This window comes from Pseudomonas sp. RU47, from assembly GCF_004011755.1.
Lineage (GTDB): Bacteria > Pseudomonadota > Gammaproteobacteria > Pseudomonadales > Pseudomonadaceae > Aquipseudomonas.
Genome location: NZ_CP022411.1, coordinates 2,098,364 through 2,119,911, shown reverse-complemented (window position 1 = coordinate 2,119,911; position 21,548 = coordinate 2,098,364). Strand labels below are relative to the sequence as shown.

Sequence of the window (21,548 nt, the reverse complement as noted above, 5' to 3'; positions counted from 1 at the left end):
GCTCCTACAGGAGATCAGTGAACACCCGCTTTATCGTGGTGGAACACTAGCCCTGCAGGAGCTGCCGCAGGCTGCGATCTTTTGATCTTAAACGGCGACGCCGTGAGTTTTTAGGAACGCGATGAAAGTTTCTTCGTCCATCACCTTCACACCCAGCTCATTGGCCTTGGTCAATTTGGAACCGGCACCGGGGCCTGCCACAACGCAATGAGTCTTCGCCGACACCGAACCGGCAACCTTGGCGCCAAGGCTTTCCAGATGTTCCTTGGCGACATCACGGCTCATCAACTCGACCTTGCCGGTCAGCACCCAGGTCTCGCCAGACAACGGCAAACCTTCGACAACTTTCTTCTCGCTCTGCCAGTGCATGCCGAAATCACGCAGTTGCTTCTCGGAGGCCTCAGCCAGTTGCCGGTTCTCAGGCAGTGCAAAAAACTCGCGCACCGAATTCGCCTGTTTCTCCGGCAAAGCCTGACGCATGTCCAGCCAGTCCGCATCCATCACCGCTTCCAGCGAGCCAAACTTGTCCGCCAGTTTCTGCGCGCCACCGGGGCCGACCGAAGGAATGTGCAGCTTGTCGAGGAAGCCACCCAGCGTCGTGCTGGCAGCAAACTCGGCGCCCAACTCGCCCTGATCCTGAATCTGCAAACCATGGCCGAGCAACTCGGTGATCACCTGCTGGTTATGCGCATCTTCAAAGAAGCTGTGAATCTCGTGCGCCACTTCCAGGCCGACATCCGGCAGGTAGGTCAGCACTTGTGGCAACGCCTGCTGCACGCGCTCCAGCGAACCCAGCGAGCGCGCCAGCACCTTGGCGGTCTCTTCGCCGACATCGGGAATGCCCAAGGCATAGATGAAACGTGCGAGCCCCGGCTTCTTGCTGTCTTCGATCGCCGCCAACAACTTGTTGCTGGAGACTTCGGCAAAGCCTTCCAGATCGACGATATCGTCAAACTTCAGCGCATACAGATCGGCTGGCGAACTGACCAGGCCTTCATCGACCAGTTGCTCGACGCTTTTGTCGCCGAGGCCTTCGATATCCATCGCGCGGCGCGAGACGAAGTGAATGATCGCCTGCTTCAACTGTGCACCGCAGGCGAGACGCCCGACGCAGCGATACACCGCGCCTTCGCTGACGGTTTCCTTGCCTTTGCTGCGCTTGATCAGTTGCGTGCGCTCGACGTGCGAACCGCAGACCGGGCAACTTTCAGGTATCTGCACCGCGCGCGCGTTTTCCGGACGACGCTCGGTGACCACTTGCACCACCTGCGGGATCACATCACCGGCACGGCGGATGATCACGGTGTCGCCGATCATCAAGCCCAGACGTGCGACTTCATCCATGTTGTGCAGCGTGGCGTTGGCCACGGTGACGCCGGCGACCTTGACCGGCTTCAGACGCGCCACTGGCGTCACGGCGCCGGTGCGGCCAACCTGGAATTCCACGTCGAGCAGCTCGGTGAGTTCTTCCATCGCCGGGAATTTGTGCGCGATCGCCCAACGCGGCTCACGAGCCCGGAAGCCCAGTTCACGCTGATCGGCAATGCTGTTGACCTTGAACACCACGCCGTCGATTTCATACGTCAGCGAGTTACGGCGCGCGCCGATGTCGCGGTAGTAATCCAGGCATTCATCGATGCCTTTGGCCAATTTCAATTCGTGACTGATCGGCATGCCCCACTTCTGCAACTGCTTGAGGTTGCCGATGTGGGTGTCGGAAATATCGTGGGAAACCTGACCGATGCCGTAGCAGCAGAACTCCAGCGGACGGTTGGCGGTGATCTTCGAGTCGAGCTGGCGCAGGCTACCAGCCGCAGCGTTACGTGGGTTGGCGAAGGTCTTGCCGCCGATTTCCAGTTGCGAGGCGTTGAGGCGCTCGAAACCGGCCTTGGACATGAACACTTCACCGCGCACTTCCAGGGTCGCCGGCCAGCCTTCGCCGTGCAGCTTCAGCGGAATGTTGCGCACGGTGCGCACGTTGACGCTGATGTCTTCGCCAGTGGTGCCGTCGCCACGCGTGGCGCCGCGTACCAGCACGCCGTCCTGATAGAGCAGGCTGACCGCCAGGCCATCGAGTTTCGGCTCGCAGCTGTATTCCACCGCCGCACTGCCGCCGAACAGATCGCCGACCGGTAGATCCAGGCCTTCAGTGACGCGGCGATCGAACTCGCGCATGTCGGTGTCTTCGAAGGCGTTACCGAGGCTGAGCATCGGCACTTCGTGACGCACCTGGGTGAACGCGGTCAGCGCCACGCTGCCGACGCGCTGGGTCGGCGAGTCGCTGGTGATCAATTCCGGATTGGCCGCTTCCAGTGCCTTGAGCTCGTGGAACAACCGGTCGTACTCGGCGTCCGGAATGCTTGGTTCATCGAGGACGTGATAACGGTAGTTGTGCTGATCGAGTTCAGCGCGCAGCTCGAGAATGCGGTTTTTGGCGGCGGTCATGGGTGTTCTCTCATAAAGCAAAAGAGCAGCCGAGGCTGCTCAATCTATATTGCCGACTGCCTCTTATGCCGAGGCAATCTTTTCAATCAACGCTTCTGGGTCAGGGCGCGACGTTCGAATTCGACGATGCGCTGACGGTAGTGCTCGATGGTCTGCGCGGTCAGAACACTGCGCTGGTCATCTTTCAGTTCGCCGTTCAGTTCCTGGGACAACTTGCGTGCTGCCGCCACCATCACGTCGAAGGCCTGCTTCGGATGACGCGGACCTGGCAAGCCGAGGAAGAAGCTCACCGCCGGGGTGCTGAAATGGTCGATGTCGTCCAGATCAAAGATGCCCGGCTTGACCGCGTTGGCCATGGAGAACAGTACTTCACCGTTGCCAGCCATGCTTTCGTGACGGTGGAAAATATCCATCTCGCCAAAACGCAGGCCGCTTTCCAGGATGTTCTGCAACAGTGCCGGGCCTTTGAAGCCGGCAGCGTCACGGCAGATCACACTGATGACCAATACTTCTTCGGCTTGTGGCTGATCCTTGTCGACCGCCGCCGGCGCAGGCTTGGTGCCTTCAACGAATTCGTCGTCACGGCTGCTGAAGCTCGGGCCGCCGTCCAGATCCAGGTCGAGGTTCAGGTCGCCCTGAGCCGGGCCATTGCTGCCGCGCTTGCCACGTTTCGAACCGGACTCGCGAGGCTCGCGTGCTTCGCGGGCCGGCATGCTCACCGACGGCAGATCGTGTTCATCCAGTTGCGGTTCTTGATGCGTATCCAATACACGGGCCGGGCCCAACAACTCAGCGCTGGTGTCCTCGTCCGGCAGGTTGGACAGACTTCGGTCAAGACGGAATTTCAGTTTTCCCTTGCCGCCGCGCATACGGCGCCAGCCATCGAAAAGAATACCGGCTATCACAATGATGCCGATGACGATCAGCCACTCGCGCAGACCGATTTCCATGTAATCCCGTGCCTCTATAAAAAATGCTGAAAAATAAGGGGTTTACATTGTGCAAACCGCTTTAAAACGTGGCGCCAACTCTATGTTCTGACAGGCGTTTTGCCCACGTATACGAAAAATTGACATTAAACTAGCACGACCAAAGACAACTTTACACCGTCTGTCTCATTGGCTTGCGCGAATATGTCGATTGGCCAGCAAGTCGAACCCGGTAAAAAAGTCCTACAACCCTCAATTACCTTTCCGACACCACGCTGGCTCAGGCGTCCACCATCGCCATCGCCTCCTCGACATCCACGGCTACCAGTCGCGAACAACCCGGCTCATGCATCGTCACGCCCATCAACTGCTCGGCCATTTCCATGGCGATCTTGTTGTGGGTGATATAGATGAACTGCACGGTCTGCGACATCTCTTTGACCAATCGTGCGTAGCGTCCAACGTTAGCGTCATCCAGTGGCGCGTCAACCTCATCGAGCATACAGAACGGCGCCGGGTTCAATTTGAAGATGGCAAAAACCAGTGCCAGCGCGGTCAGGGCTTTTTCCCCGCCGGAGAGCAAATGGATGGTGCTGTTCTTCTTCCCTGGCGGCTGCGCCATGATCGTTACCCCTGTATCGAGTAGATCTTCGCCCGTCAGTTCCAAATACGCCCGTCCACCACCGAAAACTTTTGGAAAAAGTGCCTGTAAACCGCCATTGATCTGATCAAAGGTATCTTTGAAGCGGTTGCGGGTTTCCTTGTCGATCTTGCGAATAACGTTTTCCAGGGTCTCCAGCGCCTCGACCAGATCGGCGTCCTGCGCATCCAGATAACGTTTACGCTCGGATTGTTGCGTGTATTCGTCGATGGCCGCGAGGTTGATCGCACCCAGGCGCTGAATCCGCGCGTTGATGCGTTCGAGTTCTTCTTCGGCTTCGCGTTCACTGGCTTGTGCAGTCAGTGTGGCAAGGACGCCATTGAGATCGTAGCCGTCTTCCAGCAGTTGGTCCTGCAAAGCCTTGCGGCGCACGGTCAGGGCTTGCCATTCCATGCGCTGCTGTTCGAGCTGGCCACGAATCAACTGCGATTGCTGCTCAGCCTGAGTCCGGCGTTTTTCCGCGTCGCGCAATTCGCGGTCGGCGTCTTCGAGGGCGATCTGCGCGGTCTTCAGTTCTTCGTCGACGGTCATGCGCTTGTCGAGCAGCTCTTCAAGCTTCAGGCGCAACTCTTCCAGCGGCGCCTCGCCCTCCTCCAGATTCAGACTCAACTGTTCGCGCTTTTCAGTCAGGCGCTCGGCCTGCATTTCCAGACGCTCCAGCGCCTGACGTGTGGAGTCGTGCTGCGCGCGCAACGAGCCAAGACGCACGGCCAATTGATGCGCGTGATCCTTGTGCTGCCGCGCTTCCTGACGCACCCGGTCAAGGCGTTCGCGCAGACTGTCGCGTTGGGCCAACAGCAATTCGCGTTGCTCGGTGTCCAGCGCCATGGCATCCAGCGCGTCCTGCAATTGCATGCGCGCTTCGCCGATCTGTTCGTGCTCGAGTTCGCGTTGCTCGCCGAGTTCGACCAGCTCTTCATCAAGACGGGTACGACGCAGCGTCAACTGTTCGGCCTTGGCTTTGCCAGCGGACAGTTGCGCTTTCAATTCGCCCTGCTGACGCGCTTCGTCTTGCAGCAAACGACGCAAATGCTCGCGGCCGTTTTCCTGCTGACGCTGTTGCGCGCGCAGGGTTTGCAGACGGGTTTCCATGGCCTCGACCGTGGCTTCTTTCTCTTCCCGCTCGAGGTGCAGCGCTTCGATTTCCTGGCCCCGGGCGAGCATGCCGCTTTCCGCTTCGCTGGCCCGACGCACGCGTAAAAAGTGCCGACCGACCCAGTAACCGTCGCGGCTGATCAGGCTTTCGCCGGCGCTCAACTGCCCACGCAAGGCCAACGCCTGCTCAAGGCTGTCGACCGGTTTGACCTGACCGAGCCACGGCGACAGATCGATCTGCGCGTCGACTTTATCCAGCAAGCTGCCCGCCGCGCGCACACCATCATTGCCGGGGCTGAGCAGACGCAGATCGCCTTGGGTGAAACCGGATAAATCGAAGCCGCTGAAGTCGTCGACCAGCACCGCTTGCAGATCGGCGCCGAGCACGGTTTCCACCGCCAGTTCCCAACCGGCCTCGACCTTCAGGCCTTCGGCCAGACGCGGACGCTCGGCGAGGTTGTGTTCCTTCAGCCATTCGGCGGTGCCGGTGCCAGGATCGAGCGCGGCTTGTTGCAAGGCTTCAAGGGACGCGAGACGACCGTTGAGGCGCTGCAGATCGCCCTGCGCCTGCTGCTGCGCGGTCAGCGCTTGCTGCAATTCCTGACGCAGTTGTTCGAGTTTTTCGACCTGGGCTTCTTCGCTGGTCTGCAAATCTTCGAGGGTCGCTTCGGACTCGGCGAGCTGCTCGTTGAGTTCCATGATCGCCGCATCTTCCGGGTCGGCCGAGAGCAACGCGCGCTCTTCGCCGAGACGCTTTTGCCGATCAGCGAGGCGCTCCATGCTGGTTTCCAGCTGCTGGATGCGCGATTGCTGCACTTCGGCCTGACGGCGCGGTTCGGCGGCGGTCAGGTTGAAGGCGTCCCACTGCTCCTGCCAGCCATGCATGACGGACTCGGAATCTTCCAGCGCAGCGGCGGCTTCTTCGGCGGCAGCGCTGGTGACTTCCTGCTCAGGGGTGAGCATGTCCAGCTCTTCGCCCAGGGTCAGCAGCAACGTGCGGTCGTGGCCCAGGTGCGACTCGGTTTCGAGGCGCGCACGTTCAGCTTCTTTCAAGTCGTCCTGCAACTGCCGCAAACGTTGCTGGCCGTGCTGGATACTTTGCTCGACCCGGGCGATGTCGCCGCCGACCGAATAGAAACGCCCCTGCACCAGATTGAAGCGTTCGGACAGGTCATGGTGACCGTCACGCAGGCGTTCGATGGCCGCATCAGCGTTTCGCTGCTCGGCGACCAGCGCTTCGAAACTGATTTCCTGGGTGCCGATGATCGACTCGCGCTGGCCGACCTGATCGTTGAGATCCTGCCAGCGCAAGGCCGACAGTTGCGCCTTGAGCTGGCGCTCCTCGGCTTTGAATTCCTGATACTTCTTCGCCGCTTCGGCCTGACGGTGCAGGCGCTCAAGTTGACGCTCGAGCTCATCACGCAGGTCAGTCAGACGCGCGAGGTTTTCGTGGGTGCGGCGGATGCGGTTTTCGGTCTCGCGGCGGCGCTCTTTATATTTCGAGATGCCGGCCGCTTCTTCGATGAAGTTACGCAGGTCTTCGGGCTTGGATTCGATCAGCTTGGAGATCATCCCCTGCTCGATGATCGAATAGCTGCGCGGGCCGAGACCGGTGCCGAGGAAGATATCGGTGATATCGCGCCGCCGGCATTTGGTGCCGTTGAGGTAATACGTGGTCTGGCTGTCGCGGGTGACTTTGCGGCGAATGGAAATCTCGGCGTAGGCGGCGTACTCGCCCAGCAGCGTGCCGTCGGAGTTGTCGAAGACCAGCTCGATACTCGCCTGACTCACCGGTTTACGGCTGGTCGAACCGTTGAAGATGACGTCGGTCATCGACTCGCCACGGAGGTTCTTCGCCGAACTTTCGCCCATCACCCAGCGGACGGCGTCGATGATGTTCGACTTGCCGCAACCGTTCGGCCCGACGACCGCCGCCATGTTACTGGGGAAGTTCACCGTGGTCGGGTCGACGAAGGATTTGAATCCCGCCAGCTTGATGCACTTGAGCCGCACGCTTAGGCAACCGTCAGCGCGGAGACCACCAGATCGCAGCTGCGCTGGGCATACGCCGTCAGCACGATGCGGATCTGCGGCAAATCACGGGCAAGCACGGCAGCTAGCAGGCGTTCGAACAGTTCGAGGAACTCGCTCATTGAAGCCTTGCGCTGTTCGAGGGCGAGGAAGTAGGCGCGGCTCATCGCCGGCTGGAGGTTCTCGACGGTCTCTTGCAGGTACGGATTGTTGGCGAACGGATAGGCGGCGCGCATCACGCTGAAGCTGTCGTCGACGAAGCTGCGGATGTCCTGACGCTCGTAGCTGGCGGTCAGGCGCTGCTGGATCTGCACGAACGGCGCCATGTCCGACTGCACTTGCCAGCCATTGGCCACCGAGTTGCCGAGCAGGATGTACAACTCGCTCATCAGCGTGCACAGGCTCTGCACTTTGTGCGGCGTCAGCTCGGTGACGTGCGCGCCACGGCGCGGCAGGATCGCGATCAGGTGGCGGCGTTCGAGGATCAGCAAGGCTTCGCGGACCGAGCCGCGGCTGACATTCAGTGCCAGCGTGACCTTCTGTTCCTGGATGCGCTCTCCCGGCTTCATTTCGCCACGAATGATGCGTTCGGCGAGGTGGTGAGCGATTTGCTCGGCGAGGCTGTCCGGCGCCTTGAACGTCATGGTTGTCCTTCAAACTCTATCGATCTGCACAAGCGGCGCAGTGTAGCGCAAATGCACGGTCATGGCGGAGTGCCCACTCAGCGGTTTTTGGCACGATTCCCGCAAAAAAGCAGGCTGACCGATGAAGGTCAATAATGAATAGACACGTAGTTGATCGACGAAATGGACTTTCCTGACCTTTAAGTCAGAAAACCATTGACCGAAAAGTCAGACCTGCTAAATTCGGCTCAAGTCGGTTAACAACAATAATGAGTCTGCGAGGCCTTCCGTGATCCAGTTTTTACTTAACCAGGAACTCCGTAGCGAGCACGCCCTGGACCCGAATCTGACTGTGCTCAATTACCTGCGTGAACACGTGGGCAAGTCCGGCACCAAAGAAGGTTGCGCCAGCGGTGACTGCGGCGCCTGCACCGTGGTGGTCGGCGAGTTACAGACGGATGACGCTGGCCGCGAACACATTCGCTATCGCAGCCTCAATTCGTGCCTGACCTTTGTCTCGTCGCTGCACGGCAAACAACTGATCAGCGTCGAAGACCTCAAACACCAAGGCGAACTGCACAGCGTGCAGAAAGCCATGGTCGAATGCCACGGCTCGCAGTGCGGTTTCTGCACCCCCGGTTTCGTCATGTCGCTGTTCGCCCTGCAAAAGAACAGCGATGCACCGGATCACGCCAAGGCCCACGAAGCGTTGGCCGGCAACCTCTGCCGCTGCACCGGCTACCGGCCGATTCTGGCGGCTGCCGAGCAATCCTGCTGCGGCAAGCAACCGGATCAGTTCGATGCCCGCGAAGCGGAAACCATCGCCCGACTGAAAGCCATCGCCCCGACCGATATCGGCGAACTGAACAGCGGCGACAAGCGCTGCCTGGTACCGCTGACCGTCGCTGATCTGGCCGATCTCTATGACGCTTATCCACAAGCACGGCTTCTCGCTGGCGGTACTGACCTGGCACTGGAAGTCACCCAGTTCCACCGCACCTTGCCGGTGATGATCTACGTCGGCAACGTCGCGGAAATGAAGCGCATCGACACCTTCGAAGACCGCATCGAAATCGGCGCCGCCACCGCCCTCTCCGACTGCTACGAAGCGTTGAACGCCGAGTACCCGGACTTCGGCGAACTGCTGCACCGCTTCGCCTCGCTGCAAATCCGCAATCAGGGCACCCTCGGCGGCAACATCGGCAACGCCTCGCCGATCGGTGACTCGCCACCGCTGCTGATCGCCCTCGGCGCGCAAGTCGTGCTGTGCAAGGGCGAAACCCGCCGCACCCTGAACCTCGACGATTACTTCATCGATTACAAAGTCACGGCCCGTCAGGAAAGTGAATTCATCGAGAAGATCATCGTGCCGCGCGCCACTGCCGAGCAGTTGTTCCGCGCCTACAAAGTCTCCAAGCGTCTGGACGACGACATCTCCGCCGTCTGCGCCGCGTTCAACCTGCGCGTGGAAAACGGCGTGATCACCGATGCGCGCATGGCCTTCGGTGGCATGGCTGCGATCCCGAAACGCGCCACCCATTGTGAAGCCGCGCTGATCGGTGCGCCGTTCAACAACGCCGTGGTCGAACGTGCCTGCGCCGCATTGGCGGAAGACTTCACGCCGCTCTCGGACTTCCGCGCCAGCAAGGAATATCGCCTGCTCAGCGCGCAGAACCTGCTGCGCAAATACTTCATCGAACTGCAAACACCGCACATCGAGACTCGGGTGACCGCTTATGTCTAACCATCACGGCGTAGAAAAAACCCAGGCTGAACTGGCTGAATTGTTCGCCAAGGATCTGACCTCCGGTGTCGGCCGCAGCGTCAAGCACGACAGCGCCGCCAAGCACGTGTCCGGTGAAGCGCAGTACATCGATGACCGTTTGGAGTTTCCGAACCAGTTGCATCTGTACGCACGCATGTCGGACCGCGCCCACGCGAAAATCATCAGCATCGACACCTCGCCGTGCTACGCCTTCGAAGGCGTGCGCATCGCCATCACCCACGAAGACGTACCGGGCCTGAAAGACATCGGCCCGTTGATGCCGGGCGACCCGCTGCTGGCCATCGATGACGTGCAATTCGTCGGTCAACCGGTGCTCGCCGTCGCGGCGAAAGATCTGGAAACCGCGCGTAAAGCGGCGATGGCCGCGATCATCGAATACGAAGACCTCGAACCTGTGCTCGACGTGGTTGAAGCCTTGCGCAAACGCCACTTCGTCCTCGACAGCCACACTCACCAGCGCGGCGATTCGGTTTCCGCACTGGCGACGGCTGAACACCGCATTCAAGGCACGCTGCACATCGGCGGTCAGGAACACTTTTATCTGGAGACGCAAATCTCCTCGGTGATGCCCACCGAAGACGGCGGCATGATCGTCTACTGCTCGACGCAGAACCCCACCGAAGTGCAAAAACTGGTTGCCGAAGTGCTCGACGTATCGATGAACAAAATCGTCGTCGACATGCGCCGCATGGGCGGTGGTTTCGGCGGCAAGGAAACCCAGGCGGCCAGCCCGGCCTGCCTGTGCGCGGTGGTTGCGCACCTCACCGGCCAACCAACGAAGATGCGCCTGCCGCGCGTCGAAGACATGCTGATGACCGGCAAGCGTCACCCGTTCTACGTCGAGTACGACGTCGGCTTCGACAGCACCGGGCGCCTGCACGGGATCAACATGGATCTGGCCGGCAACTGCGGCTGCTCGCCGGACTTGTCTGCCTCGATCGTTGACCGCGCGATGTTCCACTCGGACAACTCGTACTACCTCGGCGATGCGACCATCAACGGTCACCGCTGCAAGACCAACACCGCGTCGAACACCGCTTACCGGGGTTTCGGTGGCCCGCAAGGCATGGTTGCGATCGAAGAAGTGATGGACGCGATTGCCCGTCACCTGCAACTCGATCCGCTCGCGGTGCGCAAGGCCAACTACTACGGCAAGACCGAGCGCAACGTCACCCATTATTACCAGACCGTCGAGCACAACATGCTCGAGGAAATGACCGCCGAACTGGAAGAAAGCAGCCAGTATCACGAACGCCGCGAAGCGATCCGTCGCTACAACGCCAACAGCCCAATCCTGAAAAAAGGTCTGGCGCTGACCCCAGTGAAATTCGGCATTTCCTTCACCGCGAGTTTCTTGAACCAGGCCGGTGCGCTGATTCACATCTACACCGACGGCAGCATCCACCTGAACCACGGCGGCACGGAAATGGGCCAGGGTCTGAATACCAAAGTCGCGCAGGTCGTGGCCGAAGTGTTCCAGGTCGAAATCGACCGCGTGCAGATCACCGCGACCAACACCGACAAGGTGCCAAACACCTCGCCGACAGCGGCGTCCAGCGGCGCTGACCTGAACGGTAAAGCGGCGCAGAACGCGGCAGAAATCATCAAGAAACGCCTGATCGAATTCGCTGCGCGTCACTACAAAGTCACTGAGGAAGACGTCGAATTCCACAACGGTCATGTGCGCGTGCGTGACCACATACTGACCTTTGAGGCGCTGATCCAGCAGGCGTATTTCAATCAGGTGTCGCTGTCGAGCACCGGCTTCTACAAGACCCCGAAAATCTACTACGACCGCAGCCAGGCGCGTGGCCGTCCGTTCTACTACTTCGCCTTCGGCGCGGCGTGCTGCGAAGTGATCGTCGACACCCTGACCGGCGAATACAAAATGCTGCGTACCGACATTCTTCACGACGTCGGCGCCTCGCTGAACCCGTCCATCGACATCGGTCAGGTTGAGGGTGGTTTCATTCAGGGCATGGGCTGGCTGACCATGGAAGAGCTGGTCTGGAACAACAAAGGCAAGCTGATGACCAACGGCCCGGCCAGCTACAAGATTCCGGCGGTAGCGGACATGCCGCTCGACCTGCGGGTCAAGCTGGTGGAAAACCGCAAGAACCCGGAAGACACGGTGTTCCATTCCAAGGCTGTCGGTGAACCGCCGTTCATGCTCGGGATTGCTTCGTGGTGTGCGATCAAGGATGCGGTGGCGAGTCTCGGTGACTACAAACATCAGCCGCAGATTGATGCGCCGGCGACCCCGGAGCGGGTGTTGTGGGGTTGCGAGCAGATGCGTCAGCTGAAAGCGGTGAAAGCCGTTGAAGCTGAAACCGCGGTTGTTTGATGATCGTTCCCACGCTCTGCGTGGGAATGCAGCCCGCGACGCTCTGCGTCGCATCCTGAACAGCGGACGCGGAGCGTCCAGTGATGCATTCCCACGCAGAGCGTGGGAACGATCTGAGAGGTGTGTATGTACAACTGGATCGACGCCCTCGCCGACCTGCAGAACCAGGGCGAACCCTGTGTGCTGGTGACGATCATCGAAGAACTCGGCTCGACGCCACGCAACGCCGGCTCGAAAATGGTCATCAGCGCTAACCGGAGCTTCGACACCATTGGTGGCGGGCATCTGGAATACAAAGCCATGCAGATCGCCCGCGATATGCTCGCCAGCGGTAAGCAGGACACTCATCTGGAGCGCTTCAGCCTCGGCGCCAGCCTTGGCCAGTGCTGCGGCGGCGCCACCGTGTTGCTGTTTGAACCGATGGGCCAGGTGCAGGCGCAGATCGCCGTGTTCGGTGCCGGCCACGTTGGCCGCGCCCTCGTGCCGCTGCTCGCCAGCCTGCCCTGCCGGGTGCGCTGGATCGATTCGCGTGATGCCGAATTCCCCGAACAGATCCCCCACGGCGTGCGTAAAATCGTCGCCGAAGAGCCTGTGGATGAAATCGATGAGCTGCCCGCCGGCAGTTATTGCATCGTCATGACCCACAACCATCAGCTCGACCTTGAACTCACGGCTGCGATCCTCAAGCGCAACGACTTCGCCTACTTCGGCCTGATCGGTTCGAAGACCAAACGCGTGAAGTTCGAACACCGTTTGCGCGATCGCGGTTTCGACAGCAGCGTCGTGCAACGCATGCGCTGCCCGATGGGCATCGGCGAAGTCAAAGGCAAATTGCCTGTGGAAATCGCCATCTCCATCGCCGGCGAAATCATCGCCACCTACAACGCCAACTTCGGCCAGCAGACTGCCAGCGCCGAACCGATTGCCAAACTGCTGCCGGTTTCGCGGCGCAGTCAGGCGACCAAACTCAAAGCCTCAAACTGATTAGAGAACCCTCATGCCTCTGACTCGCAAAGCCTACCGCGCCGCCATCCTGCACAGCATCGCCGACCCCGCCGAAGTCGGGATCGAAGCCTCCTACGAATATTTCGAGGACGGCCTGCTGGTGGTCGATGGCGGCAAGATCAGCGCCCTTGGCCACGCCAGTGATTTGCTGCCGACCCTGCCGGCGGACATCGAAATCGAGCATTACCAAGACGCGTTGATCACCCCGGGCTTCATCGACACCCACATTCACTTTCCGCAAACCGGCATGGTCGGTGCCTACGGCGAGCAACTGCTCGACTGGCTGAACACCTACACCTTCCCGTGCGAAAGCCAGTTCGGCGACAAGGCCCACGCCGACGAAGTCGCTGACATTTTCGTCAAAGAGCTGCTGCGCAACGGCACCACCACCGCGCTGGTGTTCGGCAGCGTGCACCCGCAATCGGTGAACTCGCTCTTTGAAGCGGCCGAGAAGCTCGACCTGCGGATGATCGCCGGTAAAGTGATGATGGATCGCAACGCCCCGGACTACCTGACCGACACCGCCGAATCGAGCTATGTCGACAGCAAAGCGCTGATCGAGCGCTGGCATGGCAAGGGTCGTCTGCACTATGCGGTCACCCCGCGCTTCGCACCGACCAGCACCCCGGAACAGCTGACCCTCGCCGGCCAACTGCTGACCGAGTATCCGGATCTGTACATGCAGACCCACATCAGCGAAAACCTCAAGGAAATCGAGTGGGTCAAGGAGCTGTTCCCGGAGCGCAAGGGCTACCTCGACGTTTACGATCACTACCAATTGCTCGGCGAGCGTTCGGTGTTCGCTCACGGCGTGCACCTGTGCGACGAAGAATGCGCGCGACTGGCAGAAACCGGCTCGGCGATCTCGTTCTGCCCGACTTCCAACTTCTTCCTCGGCAGTGGCTTGTTCAACCTGCCGATGGCCGAGAAGCACAAACTCAATGTCGGTCTGGGTACTGACGTCGGCGGCGGTACCAGTTTCTCGCTGCTGCAGACGCTGAACGAAGCGTACAAAGTGATGCAACTGCAAGGTGCGCGACTGAGCCCGTTCAAGTCGCTGTATCTGGCGACACTGGGTGGTGCACGGGCGCTGCGCCTGGAAGACAAGATCGGCAACCTGCAACCGGGTTCCGACGCTGACTTCCTGGTGCTGGATTACAATGCCACGCCGCTGCTGAGCTATCGCCTGAAGCAGGCCAACAACATTGCCGAGACGTTGTTTGTGTTGATGACGCTGGGCGATGACCGCACGGTGCAGCAGACGTATGCGGCGGGTGCTTTGGTGCATCAGCGCTAATTTCCCCCGCCCCATGATCGTTCCCACGCTCCGCGTGGGAATGCAGCCCGTGACGCTCCGCGTCACTGGACGCGGAGCGTCCCCAGAGGCATTACCACGCAGAGCGTGGGAACGATCAGGCAGGCACAAAAAATCCCCCGCAACTTTTCAGCTGCGGGGGATTTTTCTATCGGTCAGTTAGAGCTTGGCCGCAGGGCGCCCCGGCTTCTTGGTCTGCAACAAATGCGAGAACACCGCATGCAGATCATCCGACGCGCCTTCCTCGTCGAGATTGAGCTTGCTGTCGATGTGATCCATGTGATGCATCATCAAATTCACCGCCAGCTCATCGTCGCGTTTCTCGATCGCGTCGATCAACTGGGTGTGTTCGTCATACGAACAGTGCGAACGGTTGCCGCTTTCATACTGAGCGATGATCAGCGATGTCTGCGACACCAGGCTGCGCTGGAAGCTGATCAACGGAGCGTTCATCGCCGCTTCCGCCAGTTTCAGGTGGAATTCGCCCGACAGACGAATACCGGCGCCGCGATCGCCACGGGAGAAGCTGTCGCGCTCATCGTTGACCATCTGCCGCAGCTCGGCGATCTGCTCGGCGGTGGCGTGTTGCACCGCCAGCTCAGTGATCGCGCGTTCGACCAGACGGCGGGCGAGAAACACCTGACGCGCCTCTTCCACACTCGGACTGGCGACCACGGCGCCACGGTTCGGCCGCAACAGCACGACGCCTTCATGGGCCAGACGCGAGAGCGCGCGGCGAATGATGGTGCGGCTGACCCCGAAGATTTCCCCCAGCGCTTCTTCGCTCAATTTTGTGCCGGGCGCCAGACGCTGTTCGAGGATGGCCTCGAAGATATGTGCGTAGACAATATCGTCCTGGGTTCCGCTGCGACCGGCTTTGCCTGCTCGCGGTTGTTTCTTGAGGGGTTGCAACTGTTCGTTCATGGGCACTCGAGTCGGGAGAACTGCGGCGAATAGACCGTGACTGTAATACGGCACAGTAGGTCGCTGGCAAGTATCGCGTAAAAAACAGCGCGATTGTACACAATGAAAGGTGGCAACACGACTGTACGGCTGTTTGTGACTTCGGCTGTATTGCAACGATCCGTTACGTTTGAGTTTAGGCTTGTTCGCAGAATCCGCTGGTCGACCACAATCCCCTGTGGGAGCGAGCCTGCTCGCGAAAGCCGTTTCATATTCAAAATGAATGTTGACTGACACACCGCTTTCGCGAGCAGGCTCGCTCCCACAGGGGTTTGGCGTACAGGGGACATCTTCATTGCTATAAGGAACACCGCCGTCATGAACGACGCCACCCAAATCCGACTGCGCCCTCTGGCCGACACCTCGCCCTCGGCGATCGTCGCCGGTTTCATCGCGATGATGACCGGCTACACCAGCTCGCTGGTGCTGATGTTCCAGGCCGGGCAAGCGGCGGGCCTGACCAGCGGGCAGATTTCTTCGTGGATCTGGGCGATTTCCATTGGCATGGCCGTGTGTTCGATCGGCCTGTCGTTGCGTTATCGCACGCCGATCACCATCGCCTGGTCGACGCCCGGCGCGGCGTTGCTGATCACCAGTCTGGGCGGCGTCAGCTATGGCGAGGCCATCGGCGCCTACATCACCTGTGCGGTGCTGGTGACGATCTGCGGCCTGACCGGCAGCTTCGAACGGCTGGTGAAAAAGATTCCAGCCTCACTGGCGGCGGCATTGCTGGCAGGGATTCTGTTCAAGATCGGCAGCGAAATTTTCGTCGCCGCGCAGCACCGTACCGGGCTGGTGCTAGGGATGTTTTTCACCTACCTGCTGGTCAAACGCCTGTCGCCACGTTACGCCGTGCTCGCGGCGCTGCTGATCGGCACCGCGCTGTCGGGCTTCATGGGCTTGCTGGATTTCAGCGGCTTTCATCTGGAAGTCGCGACGCCGGTGTGGACCACGCCGCACTTCTCGCTCGCCGCGACCATCAGCATCGGCATTCCGTTGTTCGTGGTGGCGATGACCTCGCAGAACATGCCCGGCATCGCCGTACTGCGCGCCGACGGCTACAACGTCCCGGCCTCACCGCTGATCACCACCACCGGCATCGCTTCACTATTGCTGGCGCCGTTCGGCTCCCACGGCATCAACCTCGCGGCCATCAGCGCAGCGATCTGCACCGGGCCGCACGCCCATGAGGATCGCAACAAGCGCTACACCGCTGCGGTCTGGTGCGGGATTTTCTACGGGATTGCCGGGGTGTTCGGCGCCACGTTGGCGGCGTTGTTTGCCGCGTTGCCGAAGGAACTGGTGCTGTCGATTGCGGCGCTGGCGCTGTTTGGTTCGATCATCAATGGTTTGAGCATTGCCATGACCGAGGTGAAGGAGCGTGAGGCGGCGTTGATTACCTTTATGGTCACGGCATCGGGGTTGACGCTGTTTTCCATTGGTTCGGCATTTTGGGGGATTGTCGCGGGGGTTTTGACGCTGGTGATTTTGAATTGGCGTAAGGCTTAAGGTCAAAAGCCCCTCACCCTAACCCTCTCCCCGGGGGAGAGGGGACTGACCGAGGTGCTTGGAAGAAATACGCCGACGTGGGATACCGAGTCGAACTCAGGTGTTGAACAGCTCGCAAATCGGCTCCCTCTCCTCCGGGAGAGGGCTGGGGTGAGGGGCAGACTCACCACAAATCCCAAACCGAACACCCAAACACCCAACCACCAGACGAAAAAAAACGGCGACCCTCAGGTCGCCGTTTTTTTCAGTATCACTTAGCCGCGTTGATCGGCTTTTCCGGATACCAAACGTCCAGCAACGGGCTGACTTCATACTTGGTCAGCTCGGAGCGGGTTTTCAGCCAGGCTTCAACGGCAGCGCGCTGCTCTTCGTTGACCGAGCCACGCTTCTGCAGGCAAACCAGACCGAAGTCGTCGCCGCCCACATAACCCAGACCATTGGCTTCCATGGCTTCTTTGATGAAGGCTTCGAGGAAAGCGTCAATGGCTTCTTCGGACAAGTCTTCTTTGAAGTCCAGGTTCAGTTCGAAACCCAGCTCTTGAAATTCATCAACGCACAGTTTTTTGCGCAGACGCTGGGAACGGTTAGTCGCCATTGGAACAATCCTCTTAAGTAAATACGGCGGGCACTTTACCAGTTTAAGCAATCGATTGCCCGACTCTCTGGACACAGCGACCGACCGCCTGTAAAAAAATAACGTATTGGCCTGCCCGGACAAGGCACAACCTGTTACAGGTTGGGGCATAATGCCGACACTTTCGTGACCACTGAGGACCTTTTCATCCATGTCCTCGTCTTTTTCCCCTCGGCTGTAGGGTTTTATTTCATATGATCAAATCGTTGCGTCCACTGTTTCTCGCCGGCCTTCTTCTGCCTCTGGCGCTGCCTGTTTCTGCTGCCACCATCAATACTTCCCTGACCCCCAACGTTGAAAAAGCCCTCAAGGCGAGCAAATTGCAGCCTAGCGCCCTGTCGCTGGTGATGGTCCCGCTCGACGGCCCGGGCACGCCGACCGTGTTCAACGCCGACGTGTCGGTCAACCCGGCCTCGACCATGAAACTGGTCACTACTTACGCGGCGCTGGAAATGCTCGGCCCCAATCATCAGTGGAAAACCGAGTTCTACACCGACGGCGACCTCAACGGCGGCATCCTCAACGGCAACCTCTACCTCAAGGGTGGCGGTGATCCGAAGCTGAACATGGAAAAACTCTGGCTGCTGATGCGCGACCTGCGCGCCAACGGCGTGACGCAGATCACCGGTGATCTGGTACTCGACCGCAACTTCTTCGTGCAGCCGCAACTGCCGGAATTCAACGATGACGGCAATGACGAGAACAAACCGTTCCTGGTCAAACCGGATTCGCTGCTGGTCAACCTCAAGGCCCTGCGCTTCGTTGCGCGCAATGACGGCGGTCGCGTGCTGATCTCGGTAGAACCGCCGATTGCCAGCATCCACATCGAAAACACCGTCAAAGCCCTGCCGTCCAAACAATGCACCGGTGGCGTGCGCTACAACCCGGTGGCGCAGGCCGATGGCAGCGTCAACGTGACCGTTGCCGGCCAGTTGGGCGAAGGTTGCAGCTCGCAGACTTACCTGTCGCTGCTCGACCACGCAACCTACACCGCCGGCGCCGTGCGCGCGATCTGGAAAGAACTGGGCGGCAGCATTCAGGGCAAGGATCGTCTGGCCTCGACACCGGGCAACGCCAAACTGCTCGCGCGTGCCTACTCGCCGGATCTGGCGGAGATCATCCGCGACATCAACAAATACAGTAACAACACCATGGCCCAGCAGCTGTTCCTCAGCCTGGGGCAAAAATTCCGCAACGATGCCGACGGTGACGACGCCAAGGCTGCGCAACGCGTCGTGCGCCAGTGGCTGGCCAGGAAAGGCATCACCGCGCCGCATCTGGTAATGGAGAACGGTTCCGGCCTGTCTCGCGCCGAACGCGTCAGCGCCCGTGAAATGGCGGGCATGCTGCAAGCGGCGTGGCACAGCCCGTATGCCGCGGAATACATCAGCTCGCTACCGATCGCCGGTACCGACGGCACCATGCGTAAACGCCTGAAAACCACGGCGATGCGCGGTGAGGCACACGTCAAGACAGGTACGTTGAACACTGTGCGGGCGATTGCCGGCTTCAGCCGTGATGTGAATGGCAATACCTGGGCGGTGGTGGCGATCCTCAATGACAAGGCGCCGTTTGGCGCGTCGTCGGTGCTCGATCAGGTGCTGCTGGATCTGTACAAACAGCCGAAACTGGCGCAGACCGCTTCGGTCCTCTGATCACCGCGGCCCCCTGTAGGAGTGAGCCTGCTCGCGATAGCGTCAGTTCAGGCACATCAAAGTGACTGACATATCGCGATCGCGAGCAGGCTCACTCCTACAAGGGTTTAGCGTCGCGGCTAGCTCATCTGCTCGACACGATCGCGTCCGCGCTGCTTTGCCATATACACACCCGAATCCGCCCTGAGCAACAGCGCATCCGCGCCCTCCCCCGAGCGCCAACTGGCGATACCGAAACTCGCCGTGACCACGCCTACCACATCCACCGGCGCACTGCGCAAACCCTGCCACAGTTCAACCGCCAGCATGTACGCATGTTCGCCGTCGATGTCCGGGCACAGCACCATGAACTCCTCACCGCCCAACCGGCAGAACACATCGGTACGCCGCAGACGATGGCCGATGCGTTCGCACACCGCTTGCAGCACGCGGTCACCGACGGCGTGGCCATACTGATCGTTGATGCGTTTGAAATGGTCGATGTCGAGCATGATCACCGACAGCTCGCCGCCACCGCGCTCGACCCGGGCCATTTCGGTGGTCAGGCGTTCCTGAAAATAGCGACGGTTATGAATGCCGGTCAGCGAGTCGGTCACTGACAGCGCACGCAGTTCTTCTTCCACGCGTTTGAGGTCGGAAATGTCCGAGATATAGCCATGCCACAGCACGCCGCCGCCCGGCAGTTCTTCCGGCGTCGCCTCGCCGCGTACCCAGCGTAGACCGCGCTCGGGCAACTGCACACGGTATTCCTCGCGCCACGGGCTGAGGCTGTCGGCCGAGGCGCGAATCGAAGAGCGCACACGAGTAACGTCCTGTGGATGAATGCGCGTGAAGATCGCTTCCGCGTTGAACAGCAGCACATCCGGCTCCAGTTCGTAGATCTCGCGAATGCCGTCGCTGGCGTAGATCACACTGAAGCGTCCGTCGAATTCCATCTTGAACTGATAGATGCCACCGGGCACGTGAGCGCTGAGCTTCTTCAGCAACACATCCCGCGCCGCCAGCACCTCGTGCACGCGCTTGCGCTCAGTGATATCGATGCAGATCGCCAGATGCCCGACCCACAAACCCTGCTCATCGAGCACCGGGGTGGCGAGCATGTTCACTGGAATATGGCTGCCATCGCTGCGCACCAGCGTCCACTCGCGTGCCTCATGGCCGCCGACTTCGCCGCCCTCGACCAGCATCGCGTGGCAGGTCGGGATGGTCTTGCCGTAACGCGCACTCAACTCGGCAGCGCGGGCCGTCAGCTCGCGGGGCAGGTGCAGGTTTTCCAGGGTCATGTGGCCGACGACATCGGCGCTGCTGTAGCCGAGCATTTGTTCGGCGCCGGGGTTGAAGGTGTTGATCACCCCGCGCAAGTCGGTGGCGATGATTGCCACCTGCGTCGCCGCATTCAGCACGCCGCGCAACTGGCCGTGGGTGCCGCGCAGCTCCTGTTCGCTGGCATGCAATTCCTGCGTGCGCTGCTCCACCATAAGCAAGGCGCGCTGGCGCTGACTGACCAACACGTAGAGCAAGGCGCTGAGCAGCAGACTGAGTAACCCACCCAGAATGATCACACTGCCCACCGACGAATGGTTGGCCTGAACGAACGCGTCGCTCGGCAAGATATCGACCTGATAGTCGTGATCGGCCATGCGCACCAGACGCGTGGCGGACAAATCGCTCAGTGCCGGGTCGTTGCTCGACTCGAACAACACCTCGTGCTGATCATGGGTCGACATGTCGAGAATGCGCACTGACAGGTAATCATGGAAGGCATCCGGCAAACCGTCAGCCAGCAACTGGCGCATGCTGATCACCGCCATCACGTAGCCGAACGACTGCCGCTCGCCGTTGCGGCTGACCGGCGCCACCAGCAACACGCCGCGCGCGTAGGACGGCTCAATGCTAACCAGGTGCATCGGTTGCGACACCGCCAGCCCGCCGAGCTTATCGGCACGTTGCAGGGTGTCGCGCCGCAGCGGTTGCGCCAGCAAGTCATAACCCAACGGTGAGCCGAGCCGGCTTTGCGTCTGGCTGTAGAGAACCGGCACGTATTCATCGCGCACGCCAGCCAGTTGCAGCTCGCCCTGGGCATTCAATTCACGGAGGGTAAAGTTGCTCAGACCTTCATCACGCACCCGCTGCTCGAATGCCGCGCGCTCGGCACCGCTGACCTTGAGGGCAAACGAATAGGCCTGGGTACGCATTAATAAGGGTTGGGTGTAACCGTCGAATTCGGTGCGGGATACCGATTCAGAGTTGGCGAAGAAGCGGCGCAGACCGTCGAGGCGTTGCTCCTGATCCTGAAAGCGTTCTTCGATGCGGCTGTAACGTTCGTTGGCCAACAGTTGAAAACGCTGACGGGATTGTTGCTGAAACTGATTGAGGGTGGCCCAGGCGAGCAGCCCCGTGAGAATCCCACCGGCGAGCAATACCAGCAGCGCGACCAGCCAGGCCGAGACGTCTTCGCTGATGAAACCCAGAATCTTTGGGCGCACGGGGTGCAACGACATAAAGACAACTCACTACGCCAGCATTTACGGGAAAACCCCATTGACCGTGTGT

At 60.2% G+C, this 21,548-nt stretch carries 13 protein-coding genes; 6 read left to right on the top strand and 7 right to left on the bottom strand.

Annotated features, from left to right (window positions below; genetic code table 11):
- Positions 1 to 87 precede the first annotated feature (87 nt).
- The 4 genes from ligA to CCX46_RS09730 all read right to left on the bottom strand — a co-directional run bounded on the left by ligA (position 88) and on the right by CCX46_RS09730 (position 7,805).
- Entirely contained in the window at positions 88 to 2,445 is a 2,358-nt protein-coding gene (gene ligA, locus CCX46_RS09745) for an NAD-dependent DNA ligase LigA (protein WP_127926506.1), read from the bottom strand.
- A gap of 86 nt (positions 2,446 to 2,531) precedes the next feature.
- Positions 2,532 to 3,395, bottom strand: a complete 864-nt coding sequence (gene zipA / locus CCX46_RS09740) for a cell division protein ZipA (protein WP_127926505.1) — start codon at positions 3,393 to 3,395, stop codon at positions 2,532 to 2,534.
- A 259-nt stretch (positions 3,396 to 3,654) separates the two neighbouring features.
- On the bottom strand, positions 3,655 to 7,143 hold the full coding sequence (gene smc / locus CCX46_RS09735; protein WP_127926504.1) for a chromosome segregation protein SMC: 3,489 nt from the start codon (positions 7,141 to 7,143) through the stop codon (positions 3,655 to 3,657).
- Positions 7,144 to 7,145: 2 nt separating this feature from the next.
- The gene (locus tag CCX46_RS09730) at positions 7,146 to 7,805 is read right to left on the bottom strand and encodes a GntR family transcriptional regulator (RefSeq protein WP_038365421.1); all 660 of its coding nucleotides are present in this window, start codon (positions 7,803 to 7,805) and stop codon (positions 7,146 to 7,148) included.
- 268 nt (positions 7,806 to 8,073) lie between these two features.
- Here CCX46_RS09730 and xdhA point away from each other — a divergent pair, with 268 nt between their 5' ends.
- From xdhA to guaD, 4 genes are all read left to right on the top strand, one after another.
- Positions 8,074 to 9,528 (top strand): xanthine dehydrogenase small subunit, encoded by a 1,455-nt coding sequence (gene xdhA, locus CCX46_RS09725; RefSeq protein WP_127926503.1) that lies wholly within the window; start codon positions 8,074 to 8,076, stop codon positions 9,526 to 9,528.
- Positions 9,521 to 11,914 (top strand): xanthine dehydrogenase molybdopterin binding subunit, encoded by a 2,394-nt coding sequence (gene xdhB, locus CCX46_RS09720; RefSeq protein ID WP_127926502.1) that lies wholly within the window; start codon positions 9,521 to 9,523, stop codon positions 11,912 to 11,914. Before xdhA ends, xdhB begins: the two co-directional genes overlap by 8 nt.
- A gap of 126 nt (positions 11,915 to 12,040) precedes the next feature.
- On the top strand, positions 12,041 to 12,898 hold the full coding sequence (gene xdhC, locus CCX46_RS09710; protein ID WP_127926501.1) for a xanthine dehydrogenase accessory protein XdhC: 858 nt from the start codon (positions 12,041 to 12,043) through the stop codon (positions 12,896 to 12,898).
- Between the two features lie 13 nt (positions 12,899 to 12,911).
- Positions 12,912 to 14,216 (top strand): guanine deaminase, encoded by a 1,305-nt coding sequence (guaD, locus tag CCX46_RS09705; protein WP_127926500.1) that lies wholly within the window; start codon positions 12,912 to 12,914, stop codon positions 14,214 to 14,216.
- Positions 14,217 to 14,393: 177 nt separating this feature from the next.
- Here guaD and CCX46_RS09700 read toward each other — a convergent pair whose 3' ends face one another.
- The gene (locus tag CCX46_RS09700) at positions 14,394 to 15,158 is read right to left on the bottom strand and encodes a GntR family transcriptional regulator (protein ID WP_127926499.1); all 765 of its coding nucleotides are present in this window, start codon (positions 15,156 to 15,158) and stop codon (positions 14,394 to 14,396) included.
- 357 nt (positions 15,159 to 15,515) lie between these two features.
- On the opposite strand from CCX46_RS09700, the gene CCX46_RS09690 reads away from it, so the two are divergent.
- Positions 15,516 to 16,706, top strand: a complete 1,191-nt coding sequence (locus CCX46_RS09690) for a benzoate/H(+) symporter BenE family transporter (protein WP_127926498.1) — start codon at positions 15,516 to 15,518, stop codon at positions 16,704 to 16,706.
- 250 nt (positions 16,707 to 16,956) lie between these two features.
- Here the strand turns inward: CCX46_RS09690 and CCX46_RS09685 are convergent, their stop codons facing one another.
- Positions 16,957 to 17,301 (bottom strand): YggL family protein, encoded by a 345-nt coding sequence (locus tag CCX46_RS09685; protein WP_007916365.1) that lies wholly within the window; start codon positions 17,299 to 17,301, stop codon positions 16,957 to 16,959.
- Positions 17,302 to 17,534: 233 nt separating this feature from the next.
- Between CCX46_RS09685 and dacB the strand changes: the two genes are divergently transcribed.
- On the top strand, positions 17,535 to 18,995 hold the full coding sequence (gene dacB / locus CCX46_RS09680; protein WP_127926497.1) for a D-alanyl-D-alanine carboxypeptidase/D-alanyl-D-alanine endopeptidase: 1,461 nt from the start codon (positions 17,535 to 17,537) through the stop codon (positions 18,993 to 18,995).
- Between the two features lie 119 nt (positions 18,996 to 19,114).
- Here the strand turns inward: dacB and CCX46_RS09675 are convergent, their stop codons facing one another.
- Positions 19,115 to 21,496, bottom strand: coding sequence for a sensor domain-containing diguanylate cyclase (locus CCX46_RS09675; RefSeq protein WP_127926496.1), 2,382 nt, complete (start codon positions 21,494 to 21,496; stop codon positions 19,115 to 19,117).
- Positions 21,497 to 21,548: the final 52 nt, after the last annotated feature.

Bases quoted from the DNA above. Each gene is read 5' to 3' on its own strand.
- ligA (WP_127926506.1), bottom strand. From the start codon at position 2,445: ATGACCGCCGCCAAAAACCGCATTCTCGAGCTGCGCGCTGAACTCGAT.
- zipA (WP_127926505.1), bottom strand. From the start codon at position 3,395: ATGGAAATCGGTCTGCGCGAGTGGCTGATCGTCATCGGCATCATTGTG.
- CCX46_RS09730 (WP_038365421.1), bottom strand. From the start codon at position 7,805: ATGACGTTCAAGGCGCCGGACAGCCTCGCCGAGCAAATCGCTCACCAC.
- xdhB (WP_127926502.1), top strand. From the start codon at position 9,521: ATGTCTAACCATCACGGCGTAGAAAAAACCCAGGCTGAACTGGCTGAA.
- xdhC (WP_127926501.1), top strand. From the start codon at position 12,041: ATGTACAACTGGATCGACGCCCTCGCCGACCTGCAGAACCAGGGCGAA.
- guaD (WP_127926500.1), top strand. From the start codon at position 12,912: ATGCCTCTGACTCGCAAAGCCTACCGCGCCGCCATCCTGCACAGCATC.
- CCX46_RS09700 (WP_127926499.1), bottom strand. From the start codon at position 15,158: ATGAACGAACAGTTGCAACCCCTCAAGAAACAACCGCGAGCAGGCAAA.
- CCX46_RS09690 (WP_127926498.1), top strand. From the start codon at position 15,516: ATGAACGACGCCACCCAAATCCGACTGCGCCCTCTGGCCGACACCTCG.
- CCX46_RS09685 (WP_007916365.1), bottom strand. From the start codon at position 17,301: ATGGCGACTAACCGTTCCCAGCGTCTGCGCAAAAAACTGTGCGTTGAT.
- dacB (WP_127926497.1), top strand. From the start codon at position 17,535: ATGATCAAATCGTTGCGTCCACTGTTTCTCGCCGGCCTTCTTCTGCCT.
- CCX46_RS09675 (WP_127926496.1), bottom strand. From the start codon at position 21,496: ATGTCGTTGCACCCCGTGCGCCCAAAGATTCTGGGTTTCATCAGCGAA.